The following is a 15,404-nucleotide window of genomic DNA, read 5'->3' as shown; positions in this document are numbered from 1 at the left end:
ACCCCCGCCCGTCGCCGATCTGGCCGACCGCCGCTACCGGGCCGGCTATCTGTCCTGGGCGCTCAACGCCAACCGCCCCTACATCGACCACGCGGCGCTGTTCCTGCGGGATCCGGAGACGGCGGGCAAGAAGTACGCGCGGGACGGGCGGAAGGTCGCGGTGTCCTCACGGTGGATCGGTTCGCGGGGCTTCTACCCGGGCGTGATCCAGGAGATCACCTCGGGTGCGCCACGCCGCGTCGTCGACCTCGGGGCGGGCGCGGGCGGGCTGCTCATCCGGCTGCTGCGCGACCTGCCCGACAGCACCGGTCTCGCCCTCGACCTCAGCGCCGCCGCCTGCGACGAGGCCCTGCGGGCCGCACGGCGGGCCGGTGTGGCCGACCGGCTGGACGTGGTGCACCGCTCCATCGAGTCGATCGCCGAGGACCCGGCGCCGGTGCGGGGCGCGGACGTGGTGCACGCCGGATTCGTCCTGCACGACGTGGTGGCCAGGCCCGATGTCCTCGACGCGGTGCTGCGCGCCTGCCGGGAGTCGCTGGCGGAGGGCGGCCGCATGATCGTGACGGACGCGGTGCCGTACGTGCCGGACCCGCGGGAGCGGGCCTTCAGCGCGCTGTTCAGCTATCTGCACGCCTCGTCGATGGAGGTGAACCTGCCACCCACGGAGGTGTGGCACGAGGCGTTCCGCCGCGCCGGGTTCACCGACGTATCGAGCACCCCGCTACGGATGCCCGGCAGCCGCGTCTTCCAGGCCGCCGGATGACGCCGGCCGGGCCGCCGTCGGACAGGAGCCGCTTGGCGATGCCGGACCAGGACACCGCGCCCCGGGCACGCGCCCTCTACGAGGCGCGGGCCCGGCGCGTCCCCGTGCCGCCGTTCACCGACAGCGACCCTTCCCTGGGCATGGACGACGGCTACGCCGTACAGCAGGAGCTGGTCCGGCTGCTGCTCGCCGACGGCGACCGCGTCGTCGGCTACAAGGCGGGGCTGACGTCCGCGCCGATGCAGGAGATGTTCGGCGTCGGCACCCCGGACTACGGGCCCGTGCTGGCGTCCACCGTGTACGCGGACGGGGCGCATGTGCCGTTCGGGGCGTTCATCGCGCCGAAGGTGGAGGCGGAGATCGTCTTCCGGCTCGGCGCGCCGCTGAAGGGCCCGGGCGTCACGGTGGAGCAGGCGCGCGAGAGCGTCGCGGAGGTGTCGGCGGGCCTGGAGATCGTCGACTCGCGGATCGAGGACTGGCGTATCCGGCTCGCCGACACCATCGCCGACCTCGCGTCGAACGGCGCGGTCGTCCTGGGCCGCCCGCTCGCGCCACCCGCGGGCGCCGACCTGCGGCTGACCGGCATGGTCTTCCGGCGCGGCGGCGAGCTGATCGCCACCGGGGCGGGAGCCGCGGCGCTCGGCGACCCGTACGCCGTCGTGGCCTGGCTGGCCAACACCCTCGGCGAGCGCGGAGTGGCCCTGGAACGGGACCAGTTGATCATGACGGGCGCGTTGCACGCGGCGGTCCCGATGCGGCCCGGCGACACCTTCACCGCGGAGTTCGACCGGCTGGGCACCGTCACCCTGCACGTGGACGGCGCGTAGAAGCGACGCGCGCTCTCGCCGAGGCGAGAACGGGCGACGGGAAAGGCGATACAGCCATGAAACGAAACGGACGACTGTCCGTGGCCGTGCTGGGTGCCGGGCTCATCGGGATCGACCTGGCGGCGAAGGTGGCGCGCTCGCGCGCACTGGACTGCCGGCTCGTCGTGGCGCGTGCCGCGGACACCCCGGGTCTGCGGCAGGCGAGGGCGATGGGCCTGCCCACGGCGACCGACGGCATCGGCTCGCTGCTGGCGGCCGACGAACCCTTCGACGTGGTGTTCGACGCGACCAACGCCATGGCGCACGCCGAACACGCCGCGCTGCTCGGCCCGTTCGGCACGACGCTCATCGACCTGACGCCGAGCCAGGTCGGGCGCATGGTGGTGCCGACGGTGAACGGCGCCGAGGCGGTCGGACACCGCGACATCAACATGGTCAGCTGCGGCGGCCAGGCGTCGATCCCGCTGCTGCACGGCATCACCCGCCGGCACCGGGTGGACCACGTGGAGGTGGTGACCACCGCGGCGAGCCGGAGCGTGGGCCGGGGCACCCGGCTCAACCTCGACGAGTACGTGGAGACCACACAGGACGCCGTCCGTGACTTCACCGGTGTGAAGGACGTCAAGGCGATCCTCAACATCAGTCCCGCCCGGCCCCCCGCGACGTTCCGGGTCGCGATGTCGATGGTGGGCCAGGACCTCAACCCCGAGTCGGTGCGCGCCGCCGCCGAGGAGGCGGCCGGCCGAGTACGGGCGTACGCCGCCGGGTTCGAGGTCACGGCGTGCGTCGCGGAGGGCGAACGGGCCTTCGTCGCCGTCGAGGTCGCCGCCGGCGGCGACCGCATTCCGCGCTACGGGGGCAATCTCGACCTCATCAACTCCGCCGCGCTCCAGGTCGCGGAGGTGATCGCGGACGCCTCCGGGCCCAGCCCGGCCGACGCCCCGCCCCCAAAGCCCGGCCACACCACCCTCGCCGTTCCCACCGGCGGTACGGAGACGTCATGAGCCAGCAGACCACCGGCACGGACGACACCACCCGCGGGCACGTCCTCGTGCACGACCCGACGCTGCGCGACGGCCACCACGCCGTACGCCACCAGCTCACCACGGCACAGTTGCGCGGATACGCCGAAGCGGCCGACGCGGCGGGCGTTCCGGTGGTCGAGGTCGGGCACGGCAACGGCCTGGGCGCCTCGTCCCTGCAAGCGGGGCGGGCACGGCTGAGCGACGACGAGATGCTGTCGGTGGTCCGCGAGGCCCTCTCCAACAGCCGGATGGGCGTGTTCATGCTGCCCGGCTGGGGCACCATGCGCGACCTGCGGCGCGCGATGGCGCACGGCGCGGATGTGGTGCGCATCGGCACCCACTGCACCGAGGCCGACCTCGCCGAGCGCCACCTCGGCCTGCTGCGCGAGGCGGGCGTCGAGGCGCACGGCGTGCTGCTGATGAGCCATATGGCCTCGCCCGCACAACTGGCCGACCAGTGCGCCCGGCTGGTGGGATACGGCGCGCAGGGCGTCGGCATCCTGGACTCCGCGGGCCACTACCTCCCGGCGGACGTGAGCGCCCGGATCGCGGCGATGCGGGCCGCGGTGGACGTACCGGTGATGTTCCACGGCCACAACAACCTGGGTATGGCGGTCGCCAACTCGGTGGCCGCGGCCGAGGCGGGCGCGGACATCCTGGACGCCTGCGCCCGCGGCTTCGGCGCCGGGGCCGGCAACACTCAGCTGGAGGTGCTGGTCCCGGTCCTGGAACGGATGGGCTGGCGTACCGGCATCGACGTCTACCGGCTGCTCGACGCGGCGGACATCGCGGAGCGCGAGCTGATGCCGAAGCCGCCGACCATCGACTCGGTGGGCGTCGTCAGCGGCCTGACCGGGGTGTTCTCCGGGTTCAAGAACCGGGTCCTCGACGTCTCCGGGCGGCAGGGCGTCGATCCGCGCGACGTGTTCTTCGAACTCGGCCGGCGGCAAGCCGTGGCCGGCCAGGAGGACCTGATCGTGGACGTCGCCTTCGCCCTGAAGGAGAGGCCCGCCGGAGCGGGACGAGGAACGGGACGAGAAAGAAGGTCACAGGTGTACGAGGAACTCAAGGGCATCCTGGTCGACGACCTTCAGATGCGGGCCGAGGACGTCGTTCCGACGGCCGGCCGGGAACAGGTCGGCCTGGACTCGCTCGCGGCGGTGGAGCTGGCGACGCTGCTCAGCGACCGGTACGGCGTGGAGATCCACGACTACGAGCTGCTGGAGGCCGACACCGTCGCGGACATCGCCGACCTGGTGGCCGAGCGGCGCGCGGCCGCCCCGGGCGCCACCGCCGCCGCCCCGGCCCCGGGCGCCTCATGACGCTGCCCCGGCCCCGCCGCACCGCCGAGGCGGTGACCGGGACATGAGCGAGCTGACCCATCAGGCCGTGCCGGGGCAGCGGATCCATCGGCCCGACGCGAGTTCGCTGCGCCGCGAGGTCCTCGTCTCGCCCGGCATGTGCGGCGCCGGTTCGCTGGTGTTCGGACAGATCGGCGACTGGACCTGGGAGGCGGTCGCCGCGGCCTGCGGCACGAACGTGCACGCCGCGCGCACCGCCGACGGCCGTCCCGCCTATCTGTCGTTCTACTACTACCGGGTGCGCGGCGGCCGCACCCTGCACCCGCACGGCCTCACCTTCGGCGACGAACTGCGGGTCGACTCCCGCGTGTTCCAGTACGGCGGTCAGTCCGCCGTCACCCTGCACCGGCTGGCCCCGGCCGGACTCGACCTGCCCGACGGGCCGCTGGACCCCGCGGAGGTGTACGAGCGGCCCCATCCGGACTGCCTCTACGCGGAGAACTTCAACCGCTGGATCGCCCGCTCCCGCCCCGGCAGCAACGAGAGCCTCGCGCGGACGGCCCCGCCAGGCTTCGCCCACCGGCATCTGCCCCGGCTGCCGAACGCCCACTCACCGCGCTCCCCCGTCGGCCGGGCCCGGGAGGCCGGTACCTTCCACGCCGTTCCCCCGCCCGGCTTCGCTCCGGCGGGCCCCGGCTTCAGCTGCGGTTACGAACTCGACACCGTCCGGGACCTGAACGGCGCCGGCCTGGTGTACTTCGCCGCCTACTTCGCCATCTTCGACACCGCCCTGTTGCGGTCGTGGCGCTCGCTGGGCCGGTCCGACGAGCAGTTCCTCCGCCGTCGCGTGGTGGACGAGCGGATCGGCTTCTTCGGCAACGCGGACCCCGGTACCGTGCTCCGGATCGAGGTGCGGCGCTGGCGCGGCGCCGGGTCCGAGCGGCCCGGCGCGGAGATCGCCGACATGGCACTGCGGGACGCGGCCTCCGGGCGGCTGCTGGCGGTGGCGTCCATCGAGACCGGCCCGGACGGCGACGCCGCGGGGGACGGTCAGGCGAGGTAGTCCTCGGCGCCGCCGGTGCGCACGGTGTCCAGGGTGAAGCAGTGGAAACCGCCGCCGAAGATCCGCCGGTGCCGGTGCCGGACCGGGACGGTGTCGAAGCCGTGCCGCTCCAGGGTGGCGATGAGCGTCTTGCAGGCGTCGTTGACCAGGACGGTGCGCTCGTCCACGGAGAGCACGTTCAGGTCGATGTACGGGCTGGCCGGGATCGGGTCGCCGTTCTCGTACTGCGGATAGTCGTCGATGCCGGGCGGCGGCGGCACGATGGTGTCCCAGCCGCGCAGGGCCTTCGGCAGGTAGTCGACGACGCCCGGGTCACGCAGCAGCAGGGTGCCGGGGCGCAGCGGGACGACGACGCTGTCGATGTGGCTCTGGGTGAGCCGGTCCATGCGGTGCACACGGAACCGCCCGTCGAGGTGGCGTTCCAGCCAGTCGTGGGCCAGCGCGTGGTTGGCGTTGGATACGTTGACGATCAAGTCGCGGCCCAGGCGCAGGCAGTTGGCACCGTCGATCATGAGTTCCAGGCCGACGTCGTAGGGCGAGTCCCGGGGATCGAGGGGGACTTCGATGTTCGGGGCGGCATGGGCCACGTTGGCCGGGTCGAAGGAGTGGTCGGTCATCATGGGGCGCGGCATGGTCGTCCAGCGGGCGCCCTGCCGGAAGTAGTCCTGGAAGACCGGCTTGAGGAACTGCGTCTCGAAGTAGCGGTCGCGCAGCATGGGCGGGGTCTCGATGATCTCGTCACCGAGGACGAGGGTGTTGTCGCGGACGTTGAGCGGCGGCGTGACGGTGGCTTCGAAGGCAGGGGTGGCGACCCGGGTGAGGCCGGGGTCGGGCTGCCGGGGGCGGTGCACGGTGACCCCGAGCGCGGTCAGCTGGGCGGCGAGGCCCTCGACGTCCTCGACGAGTTCGCCGAGGAATCGCTCCTTCATCGCCAGCCGGTGCGGGGAGTTGCGCTCACGGCGCTCCTCGCTGTCCCGCCAGGTGGAGAGGGAGGGGTAGTAGCCGCGGGCGCCGGAGAGGTTGTCGCTGATGAACATGTCGAAGGACATGTCACGGACGCGGTCGCGGTAGCCGTCCGCGGAGCCGAGGACGACCTCCTTCAGCGGGGTGAAGTCATCGTAGCTGTTCAGGCGCATCGGCGGGGGCCTTTCGGGTCGGTGGCCGTCACCAGGTGACGGGCGGGCGGTGGACTCCGCGAACGGTCGTGTCGCGGCGGTCGGGGGCGTCGGGGAACCGTTCTCGGTCACGGTCGACGGCGGGCGGCGACGCGCTGTCGGAGTCCCCGGCGGGTGGCAGCCGGCCGCCGGACCCGACGTTCCCGGCCGGCGGCTCGAAGGGCCCGGACCGCTCCGTGAGGTGGGGTGCCGAGGTGTGGGTTGTTCCACCCTTCATGCCACCGCCTCCTTCCGGAGAAAGGTCGCGAGCCGCCGGACGCCCGTCTCGATCCGGTCGGGGTCCAGATAGCTGCACGACAGCCGGAGTTGCCGGTCGCCGCGACCGGTGAGGGAGAACTGGCTCATCGGCGTCCACAGCACGCCGTACTCGGCGGCGGACACCTCCAGCAGGTTGATGTCGGCGGGGACCGGAAGGTCGACACGGACGAAGAATCCGCCGGCGGGCCGGTGCCAGGCGATGCCGGGCGGCAGGCCGTCGGCCAAGTGCCGGTCCAAGGCGTCGAGCAGGCAGTCGAGGTTGCGCCGGTAGCGCTCCGCCTTGCGGCGGGCGAGCGCGGTCAGGGAGCGCCCGTGGTCCAGCAGCAGGCCGCCGACGACCGCCTGGGCCAGCGGTGCGGTGTTGACGGTGACCATCGTCTTGAGGTCGGCCAGCTCCTCGGCCAGCAGCCGCTCCCCGTCCGGGTGCCCGACGCGCTGGTCGGCGACCGCGTAGCCGACGCGGGCACCGGGGAAGCCCACCTTGGCGAAGGTGCCGACGTGGATGACGCGGCGCCGGGTGTCGAGGGCCTTGAGGCCGGGCAGGGTGTCGTCCTCGGGCGCGGTGAAGCCGTACGCGTTGTCCTCGATGAGCAGCAGGTCCTCGCGGGCCGCCAGGTCGAGCAGCCGGTGTCGCGGGCCGAGGGGCATACGAGCGCCGCCGGGGTTGGCGAAGTCGGGGGCGACGTAGCAGGCGCGGACCCGGCGGCCTTCCCGTCGGGCCTCGCCGCACCGGGCGGCGAGGTCGTCGATGTCGAGTCCGGCAGCCCCCTCCCGGATGGGCACCACGGGGATGTCGAGCAGCCGGGCGGCGCCGGTGATGCCGACGTAGCAGGGGTCGACGACCGCGAGGACGTCACCGTCGCCGGGGTGGCGGAACAGGGCGCGGAGCGTCAGCAGCAGCGCCTCCTGGGCACCGACGGTGATGATGATCTCGCGGGGGTCGGCGTGGATGCCCTGGTCACCGCTGAGTGCCTGGGCGACCAGGCCGTTGATCAGCCCCTGCGCGGGCCCGTACTCGTAGAGGACGCGCTCCGCGCGGGCCGGGTCCAGGCCACGGTCGGCGACGAGGTGGGCGACGAACCGGTCGGCCAGCACACGGGTGTCCAGGTCCCGCACGAACTCCGGGTGCGGGGCGCCGGGCGCGAAGGAGATGGCGTCGGGGTACCGGCCCATCACCTCGTTGAGGAAACCGATGGAGCCGAGGACCGGGTCCTGGAGCGAACCGTGCAGGTCCCGCACGTACAGGTCGGGCGTGGCGGTCATGATCCGCTCCTCTCCACCGCGCGCCGCCGCTCCCGCTCCCGCCACCTGCGCTCGACCTTGGCCAGGACGTCCGGGGCGTAGGCGCGTTCCGCCTGGGCGACGGCGAACTCGGCGAGGTAGGCGCGGAACAGGTCGAGGGGTTCCTCGGCGACGGTGAGCATGTGCCGGTTGGCGGCGACGGCGGGCGCGGACAGGGTCCGTACGGCCCGGTCGACCGCCTCGTCCACGCCGTGCGCGGGGACGATCTCGTCGCAGACGAGCCGGGCCTCGGGGTCGGTCGCCGCTATGCGCCGCCCGCCGAGCACCACCTGGCGGGCGAGGCGGGCCCCGGTGTGCCGGGTGAGCCGGAGGTTGCCGAGGCCGGGCACGATGCCCTCCTCGGCGGCGGGCAGGCTGACGTAGGCGTTCTGCCCGGCGATGACATGGTCGAGGACGAGGAGGAGCTGCATTCCGCCGCCGATGGCGAAGGTGTCGACGGCGCCGATCCACGGTTTGCTCGTGGCCCGCTCGGTCCACCCGCCGGGCTCCGGGTCGGTCAGCAGGCCCCGCAGGATCTTGTGGAGGTAGCCGAGTTCACGGCCGAGGAGGAACTCGACGAACGGGATCCGCCCGTCGCGCAGGTCGGTGAGGTCGATGCCCGCGCTGAAGACGCGCCGCCCCTGGTACTTGGGGTGGTCGACGGTGCCGCCGCGCAGGACGCCGACCGTGACCGCGTCGTCGAGGAGTGCCAGGTCCACGGCCGTGTCGAGATCGCCGATCAGCCGCTCGTCCTCGGCGTTGAGCCGCCCGGTGTTGCGGAACTCCACATGCGCCGCCGTGCCGCGGCGTGTCACGAGCACCGTGTCCAGCTCGGCCCGGCCGTCGGCGCGGAAGGCGTCGAGGAGAGCGAGGGCACGCGGGGTGGGCCGCAGCATCGTCTCGACGAGGTGCCGGCCGGCGGTGGGCGAGCGCAGCACGGCGCCGCAGAACAGTCCCTGATCGATCTCGCGGCCTTCCTTGTGGGCCTGGACGAGCGCCCGTTCGGCGGCCATCTGGTCACGCGTCGGCACCAGGCCGGGGAAGCGGTCGGCGGCCTGGTACACGAGGTCCGGCAGCCGGACGGAGCGGGTCAGCCCGTCGGTGAGCAATCCGTAGACCGTCTCGGTGTGGCGGGCGAGGAAGGCCCGGCGGGCCCGGCGGGCGGCCGCGTGGACGGCGGCGGCCCGGTTCCGGTCGGCCGGGGTGCGGTCGGGTGCGGGCGGCAGCGCGGCCAGCCGCTCCTCTCCTTCCTGGATGTACGTGGTGAGGAGGACGGTGTCCAGCCCGAGGTCGCCTTCGAGGACGAGGGGGACGGCGGTCATCCGGCGGCCTCCGCTTCCGGCGCGGTCGGCCCGTCCGCGGCCGACCCCTCCGCGGTGCGCAGCCGCCGCAACTCGCGGTCGCAGGCGGCGAGATGGGCGCCCAGCGCGTCGTCGTACTCGGCGGACGCGGCTTCCTCCAGGAGGCGCCGCCGGATTCGGGTCTCGTGGTCGGACAGCCGGCCGCGCAGCACGGCGGCGGCGTGCACGGCCTCCGTCAGGTCGCCGCTGACCTGGTCGATGATGCCGAGGTCGGTGGCCTCGGCCGCCGGGATGTCGGTGCCCCACAGCACGAGGCGGCGAGCCCGGGCGAGGCCGATGTGGTGCACGAGGCGGTAGAGCGACATGCCTGGCCAGAAGTGACCGTCGTTGATCGGCAGCATGAGGGTCAGATCGGGGGTGCCGATACGGAAGTCCGCGGCGAGCAGCAGATCGAGGACCGGCCCGCCGCAGGTGCCCTCGGCGACGGCGATGTTGACGACGTCGAGGCGTTCCAGCCGGCGGACCGCGCGTTCCCATCGGTTGACCTCCTGGATGGAGACCTCGCCGGGCCACTCGCGCGGCTGGGCCGGGGCGGGCGGGAACCACAGGACGACAACCGTCCGCGCGCGCAGGTCCTCCACCTCCTGGCACACCGCGTTCACCATCGCGGTCAGCTCGGGTAGCGGACTGCCGCCGTCCAGCCGGGCGGAGACGCCCAGCCCGTCGGGCAGCCCGGTCCGGTCAGGCTTCGTCTTCATGTCGGCAGCGATCCCTTCCGTCACCAGCCCACCAGGGCCGTCGATGGTCGACCCCGGCCCCATGTCCAGCCGCCGGCGGGACGGCTCGATGCCGAGGTCCTTGATGAGCAGCGCCGAGAAGCCCGGTTGGGTGTACATGTGATGCTCCATGAGGGCGTCGTGCACGGCACCAGTGCTCGCCGCAGTTACGGGAGAGGCCCGAGTCGGCACGCGGTGCCCACGACGAGGGCCCGGGGCGGGCGGTCCTCGGCCGCCGCGAACCGGTACTGACGACATGTCCGCCCTCGTTCGGCGCACTGTCAGTCCCGGCCGCGGGGGCGCAGCCGTGGGCGCTCCCGGGGGCGCGGGGCGTCGTACAGGCCGAGCAGATGCGCGGCCAGGGTGTCCGGGGTGGGGTGGGCGAAGACGGTCGCGGCGCTGACCTGGAGGCCGGTGGTGGCGGCAAGCCGGTTGCGCAGCCGGGTGGCGGTGAGGGAGTCGAAGCCCATCTCGACGAAGCGACGGCCGGGGGCGATGACGTCCGGGGTGCCGTGCCCGAGGACGACGGCGGCGTGGGTGCACACGACGCGCAACAGCTCCGCCTCGCGCTCTGCCGGGGGCAGGGCCTGGAGCTGTTTCCCGAACTCCTCCGGACTGTGCGGGCTCGGGGACGCCGCGGCCGTGGCCGCTTGGCGGACAGCGGGGATACCGTCGAGGAGCCGGGCGAGGGGGCGGGCCCCGGGGTCGTCGGCGAGGTGTCCGGCGAAGCGCGGCCAGTCGGCGTCGAGGACGGCGACACGGCTGTCCCCGGCGGCCACGGCACGCTCCAGCGCCCGCAGGGCGAGATCGGGCTCCATCGGGGTGAGACCGCCGTGTCCGACGGTACGGCCGCCCGCACCGCCCGCGTCCGCCATGCCGGCGTCCGCCCACGGTCCCCAGGCCACACAGGTCACCGGCAGTCCCGCGGCGCTCCGTTCCTCGGCGAGGGCGTCCAACAGGGCGTTGGCGACCGCATAGTTGGCCTGCCCGGCGGCGCCGACGGTGCCGGTGAGGGACGAGAACAGCACGAAGGCGGTGAGGTCGCGGTCCCGGGTGAGGTCGTGCAGATGCCGGGCGCCTTGCGACCTGGCCCGTGCCACCGCCTGGAACCGTGCCGTGGTCATCTCCGTGAGGTCGCCGTGGTCGATGGCTCCCGCGGTGTGCACCACAGCGGTCAGCGGCCGGTCGGCCGGGATACCGTCCAGCAGGGCGGCGACGGCGGCGCGGTCGCCGACGTCGCAGGCGACGAGGGAGACTTGGGCGCCGAGGGCCTTGAGTTCGTCGCACAGCGCGGCGGCCCCGTCGGCGGCCGGGCCGCGCCGGGAGGCGAGCAGGAGGTGTCCGGCACCGGCGCGGGCCAGCCGCAGGGCGACCTGCCGGCCGAGGGCGCCTGTGCCGCCGGTGATCAGGACGGTGCCGGTGGACGGCCACGGCCCGGCGGCGGGGGCGGCGGGCGCGGAACCCGGGACGAGGGCGGTGGCCGGGACGACGCGGCGGGCGAAGACTCCCCAGCCGCGGATGGCGATCTCGCTCTCCCCGACGCCCTGCGCCAGGACGGCGCCGAGCCGATCGCCCACCCAGCCGTCGAGGTGCTCGGGCAGATCGACGGTGCCGGCCCACCGTTCGGGCGTCTCCAGGACGGCGACACGTCCGAGGGCCCGTACGCCGAACTGCTCGGGCCCGCGCACCCGTTCGCCGCCGCCGACGGCGGCGGCGGACCTGGTCGCGTGCCACACGGGGGCGCGCACTCCGGTCTCGTCCAGGGCCCGCGACAGCGCCAGGGTGAGTGCCACGCCCTGGGGCACCGCGTCGTGCTCGGGGTCGGTTCCCGCGGCGAGGGCGAGCAGGGACAGCACCCCGGAGACGGGGCCGGCACCGGCCACCGCGTCGCCGAGTTCCCCGGCGAGGCCGCCGGGGTGGGTGACGGGCACGGTCACCGGAGTCGCGCCTCCGGCGGACAGCGCCTCGGTGACCCGGGTGACCCAGGGGTCGGCGGCGAGCCGCTCGGGGACGGCGACGAGCCAGGTGCCGGCCGGCTCGGCGGCCGGGACGGCCACCGGTGTCCATGTGGTGCGGTAGCGCCAGCCGTCGACGAGCGCGTCGTCGTGGCGGCGGCGTCGGTAGGCGGCGAGCACCGGCAGCAGCGCGGCCGTGCTCTCCGCGTCGCCGAGAGTCAGCTCGGCGGCGAGTGCCGCGTCGTCACCGTGCGCCGCGGCGTCCCGTAGGCGGCCGTCGGGGGTGTCGTCGCGGTGCGCGGCGACACCCGTGGAGGGCAGCCAGTAGTCCGCGCGCTGGAAGGCGTACGTCGGAAGGCGTACGGGGCGCGGCGTACGGCCGGGTATGCGGGCGACGGCGGACCAGTCGACGTCCGCGCCCCGCACGAACAGGTGGGCGAGCGCCTCGGTCAGGGACGCCGTCTCGTCGGCGTCCGCGTGCAGCGAGGGCAGGAACTCCGCGTCGGGCGCGCAGTCCTGGCCGAGGGCCGACAACACTCCGTCCGGGCCGAGTTCCAGGAAGGTGGTGACCCCCTGGGCGGCGAGCGCGGTCACACCGTCGGCGAACCGGACCGGTTCCCGTATGTGCCGCACCCAGTGGTCGGCACCGCACGGCCGGTCCGCGGGCAGCGGCTCGCCGGTCAGATGGGACATCACGAGCAGTTCGGGCGCGGCGAAGGCCAGTCGGCTCACCTCGTCCCGGAACGCGGTGAGTACGGGTTCCATGAGCGGCGAGTGGAAGGCGTGCGACACATCGAGCCGCTTCGTCTCGGCGCCGCGTTCGCGCAGTACGGCGACGACCTTCTCGACGGCGTCGCGCGTGCCCGAGAGGACGACGGCCTCGGGCCCGTTGACGGCGGCCACGCCCACCGCGCCCTGGTGGCCGGCCAGCAGCGGCAGGACATCGGCCTCGGCGGCCCGGACGGCCACCATGACGCCGCCGTCCGGCAGCTCCTGGATGAGCCGGCCGCGCGCCGCGACGAGCGCGCAGGCGTCGGGGAGCGTGAGCACACCGGCGACATGCGCGGCGACGACCTCACCGATGGAGTGCCCGGCCACGGCGTCGGGCCGTACGCCCCAGGACTCGACGAGCCGGTAGAGCGCGGTCTCCACGGCGAACAGCCCGCACTGGGCGTACAGGGTGCGGGACAGCTCGCGTTCCGCACCCTCGTGCTCGCCCAGCACGACGTCACGCACGGCCGGTCGTCCGGGCAGAAGCGCGTCGAAGTGGGCGCAGGCCGCGTCGAAGGCGTCGGCGAAGACGGGGTACGCCGCGTGCAGCGTGCGCCCCATGCCGACGCGCTGACTGCCCTGGCCGGTGAAGAGCACGGCCGTCCTGCCGGTGGTGGCGGTGCCGGTCACCAGGCGCGGCGCGGGCCGGCCGGCGGCCAGCGCGGCGAGCCCCGTGGTGAGGTCCTCCTGCCGCTCGCCGAGCACGGCGGCCCGGTGCTCGAACACCGACCGCTGGGTCGCCAGGGCCGCCGCGACGTCCGCCGGGTCGGCGGGCACGCCTGTGCGCACCACGTGCCGCCCGTGCCGCAGGTGGGTGAGCAGGCGGCGGGCCTGGTCCCGCAGGGCGTCCGCGGACCGCGCGGAGACGATCCACGGCACGGTCGTCCCGGACACGGAGGGCGAAGGCGCCGGGGCCGCCCCGTCCTCGGGCGGGGCCTCTTCGACCATCCCGTCCTCGGGCGGAGCCTCTTCGACGATGACGTGCGCGTTGGTGCCGCTGATGCCGAACGAGGAGACGCCGGCGCGCCGCGGCCGGTCCGCCGCGGGCCAGGCCACGGGCTCCCGCAGCAGTGCGACGTCACCACTGGACCAGTCGACGTGCTCCGAGGGGCGGCGGAGGTGCGGTGAGGCGGGCAGTACGCCGTGTTCCAGTGCCTGCACCATCTTGATGACGCCGGCCACTCCGGCCGCGGCCTGGGTGTGCCCGATGTTCGCCTTGATCGAGCCGAGCCACAGCGGCTGTCGTGCGCTGCCGCGGTCCTGTCCGTACGTCGCCAGTACGGCCTGGGCCTCGATCGGGTCGCCGAGCCTGGTCCCGGTGCCGTGCGCCTCCACGGCGTCCACGTCCGCGGGGCCGAGCCGGGCGTCCGCGAGGGCGGCGCGGATGACGCGCTGCTGAGCGGGTCCGTTCGGGGCCGACAGCCCGTTGGAGGCGCCGTCCTGGTTCGTCGCCGTACCACGTACGACGCCCAGGACGCGGTGCCCGTTGCGGCGGGCGTCCGACAGGCGCTCGACCAGCAGGACGCCCGCGCCTTCGGCCAGGGAGGTGCCGTCGGCGTCCTCGGAGAACGCCTTGCAGCGTCCGTCGGCGGCCAGGCCGCGCTGCCGGCTGAAGCCCATCAGCGCGCCGGGTCCGGGCATCACGGCGACGCCTCCGGCCAGGGCGAGGTCGCACTCGCCGGTGCGCAGCGACCGTACGGCCATGTGCAGGGCCACGAGGGAGGACGAGCACGCGGTGTCCACGGTGACCGCGGGCCCTTCGAGGCCGAGGACGTAGGCGACCCGCCCGGACACGACGCTGCCGGCGGTGCCGGTGAGCAGATGCCCCTCGGCGCCCTGGCCGGCCTCGTGCAGGCGGGGGCCGTACTCCTGGTAGTGGGAGCCGACGAACACACCGGTCCGGCTGCCGCGCAGCGCGGCCGGGACGATCCCGGCCCGCTCGACCGCTTCCCAGCTGGTCTCCAGGAGCAGGCGCTGCTGCGGGTCCATGGCCAGCGCCTCGACGGGCGAGACACCGAAGAACTCCGCGTCGAAGCGGCCCGCGTCATAGAGGAATCCGCCCTCGCGGACATAGGTCCGGCCAGGTGCGTCCGGGTCGGGGTCGTGCAGAGCGTCGAGGTCCCAGCCACGGTCGGTGGGCAGTCCGCCGATCGCGTCCCCGCCGGAGGTGACGAGCCGCCACAGGTCCTCGGGGGTGGTGACGCCGCCGGGGTAGCGGCAGGCCATGCCGACGATGGCGATCAGGTCGTGGTCGTCGGGGCTGCCGGTGGCGTCGGCGGGCCCCGGGGCGGCGGTGGCCGGGAGGCTCTCGCCTTCCGCCCCGAGGGCGTGCGCCGCAAGAGCGTCCGGGCCGAGGATCTCCGTGAGAAGGTGCCCGGCGAGGGCGCTGCTGCTCGGATGATCGAACGCGAGTGTGGCGGGCAGTCGCAGTCCGGTCGCGGTGCTGAGGCGGTTACGGAGGTCGACGGCCGTCAGGGAGTCCAGTCCGAGGTCCTTGAACGCCAGATCCGGTGCGACGGCGCCCAGGTCGTCGTGGCCGAGGACGGCCGAGACCCGGGTGCGTACGAGATCGAGCACCGTGTTCCGGCGGTCGTCCGGCCGCTGGGCGAGCAGTCGCCGCCGCAGCGCGGTCGGCCCGTCGGCGTCCGGACCGGCCTCCGGTGCGGCCTCCGGTGCGGCCTCCGGTGCGGCGAGGGCTCGGCGGCGGGGGGCCACGGGCCGTCGGACAAGGGTGCGCAGCATGGGGTGCACAGGAGCGTTCGGGTCGGCCGTGCCGAGGGCGCGGGGGTCGAGGCGGGCGGCCAGGAGGAGGCTCTCGGGAGACTCGGTCGCGCGGTCGAACAGTTCCAGGCCGTCCTCGGTGGAAAGTTCCTGGAATCCGGTGCGGGCGATGCGGGTGAGGTCGATG

11 protein-coding genes and 1 pseudogene are annotated in these 15,404 nt (G+C 74.2%); 6 read left to right on the top strand and 6 right to left on the bottom strand.

Annotated elements, in window-relative coordinates; genetic code table 11:
- The 6 genes and pseudogenes from NQU54_RS46800 to NQU54_RS46775 form a co-directional block, all read left to right on the top strand.
- Positions 1-763 (top strand): class I SAM-dependent methyltransferase (locus NQU54_RS46800; protein WP_257636366.1); only part of this gene is annotated, 763 nt, incomplete at its 5' end.
- 38 nt (positions 764-801) lie between these two features.
- Positions 802-1,590 (top strand): 2-keto-4-pentenoate hydratase, encoded by a 789-nt coding sequence (locus NQU54_RS46795; RefSeq protein WP_257636365.1) that lies wholly within the window; start codon positions 802-804, stop codon positions 1,588-1,590.
- Positions 1,591-1,646: 56 nt separating this feature from the next.
- Positions 1,647-2,594, top strand: coding sequence for an acetylating acetaldehyde dehydrogenase (locus NQU54_RS46790; protein WP_257636364.1), 948 nt, complete (start codon positions 1,647-1,649; stop codon positions 2,592-2,594).
- Positions 2,591-3,622: pseudogene (gene dmpG, locus NQU54_RS46785) on the top strand (4-hydroxy-2-oxovalerate aldolase); the annotation flags it as partial. The gene NQU54_RS46790 and the pseudogene dmpG, both read left to right, overlap by 4 nt.
- 45 nt (positions 3,623-3,667) lie before the next feature.
- Positions 3,668-3,937: an acyl carrier protein gene (locus NQU54_RS46780; RefSeq protein WP_372506426.1), complete on the top strand. Its 270-nt coding sequence runs from the start codon at positions 3,668-3,670 to the stop codon at positions 3,935-3,937.
- Positions 3,938-3,980: 43 nt separating this feature from the next.
- Positions 3,981-4,979: an LnmK family bifunctional acyltransferase/decarboxylase gene (locus tag NQU54_RS46775; protein WP_069868587.1), complete on the top strand. Its 999-nt coding sequence runs from the start codon at positions 3,981-3,983 to the stop codon at positions 4,977-4,979.
- On the opposite strand, the gene NQU54_RS46770 is transcribed toward NQU54_RS46775, so the two are convergent.
- The 6 genes from NQU54_RS46770 to NQU54_RS46745 all read right to left on the bottom strand — a co-directional run.
- Positions 4,967-6,115, bottom strand: a complete 1,149-nt coding sequence (locus tag NQU54_RS46770; RefSeq protein WP_257636363.1) for a glycine amidinotransferase — start codon at positions 6,113-6,115, stop codon at positions 4,967-4,969. The genes NQU54_RS46775 and NQU54_RS46770 overlap by 13 nt on opposite strands.
- A gap of 28 nt (positions 6,116-6,143) precedes the next feature.
- Entirely contained in the window at positions 6,144-6,371 is a 228-nt protein-coding gene (locus tag NQU54_RS46765) for a hypothetical protein (protein ID WP_257636362.1), read from the bottom strand.
- Positions 6,368-7,675, bottom strand: coding sequence for an aminotransferase-like domain-containing protein (locus NQU54_RS46760; RefSeq protein ID WP_257636361.1), 1,308 nt, complete (start codon positions 7,673-7,675; stop codon positions 6,368-6,370). The genes NQU54_RS46765 and NQU54_RS46760 overlap by 4 nt, the downstream gene beginning before the upstream one ends.
- Positions 7,672-9,015 carry a (3,5-dihydroxyphenyl)acetyl-CoA 1,2-dioxygenase DpgC gene (dpgC, locus tag NQU54_RS46755; RefSeq protein WP_257636360.1) on the bottom strand — a complete coding sequence of 448 codons (1,344 nt, stop codon included), beginning with the start codon at positions 9,013-9,015 and terminating at the stop codon, positions 7,672-7,674. Before dpgC ends, NQU54_RS46760 begins: the two co-directional genes overlap by 4 nt.
- Positions 9,012-9,890: an enoyl-CoA-hydratase DpgB gene (dpgB, locus tag NQU54_RS46750; RefSeq protein WP_257636359.1), complete on the bottom strand. Its 879-nt coding sequence runs from the start codon at positions 9,888-9,890 to the stop codon at positions 9,012-9,014. Before dpgB ends, dpgC begins: the two co-directional genes overlap by 4 nt.
- A gap of 161 nt (positions 9,891-10,051) precedes the next feature.
- Positions 10,052-15,404: type I polyketide synthase (locus NQU54_RS46745; RefSeq protein WP_257636358.1), on the bottom strand; the 5,353-nt coding region annotated here is incomplete at its 5' end.

This window comes from Streptomyces malaysiensis subsp. samsunensis (assembly GCF_024519315.1).
Taxonomy (GTDB): domain Bacteria; phylum Actinomycetota; class Actinomycetes; order Streptomycetales; family Streptomycetaceae; genus Streptomyces; species Streptomyces malaysiensis.
This window is presented reverse-complemented; position numbering and strand designations above follow the sequence as displayed.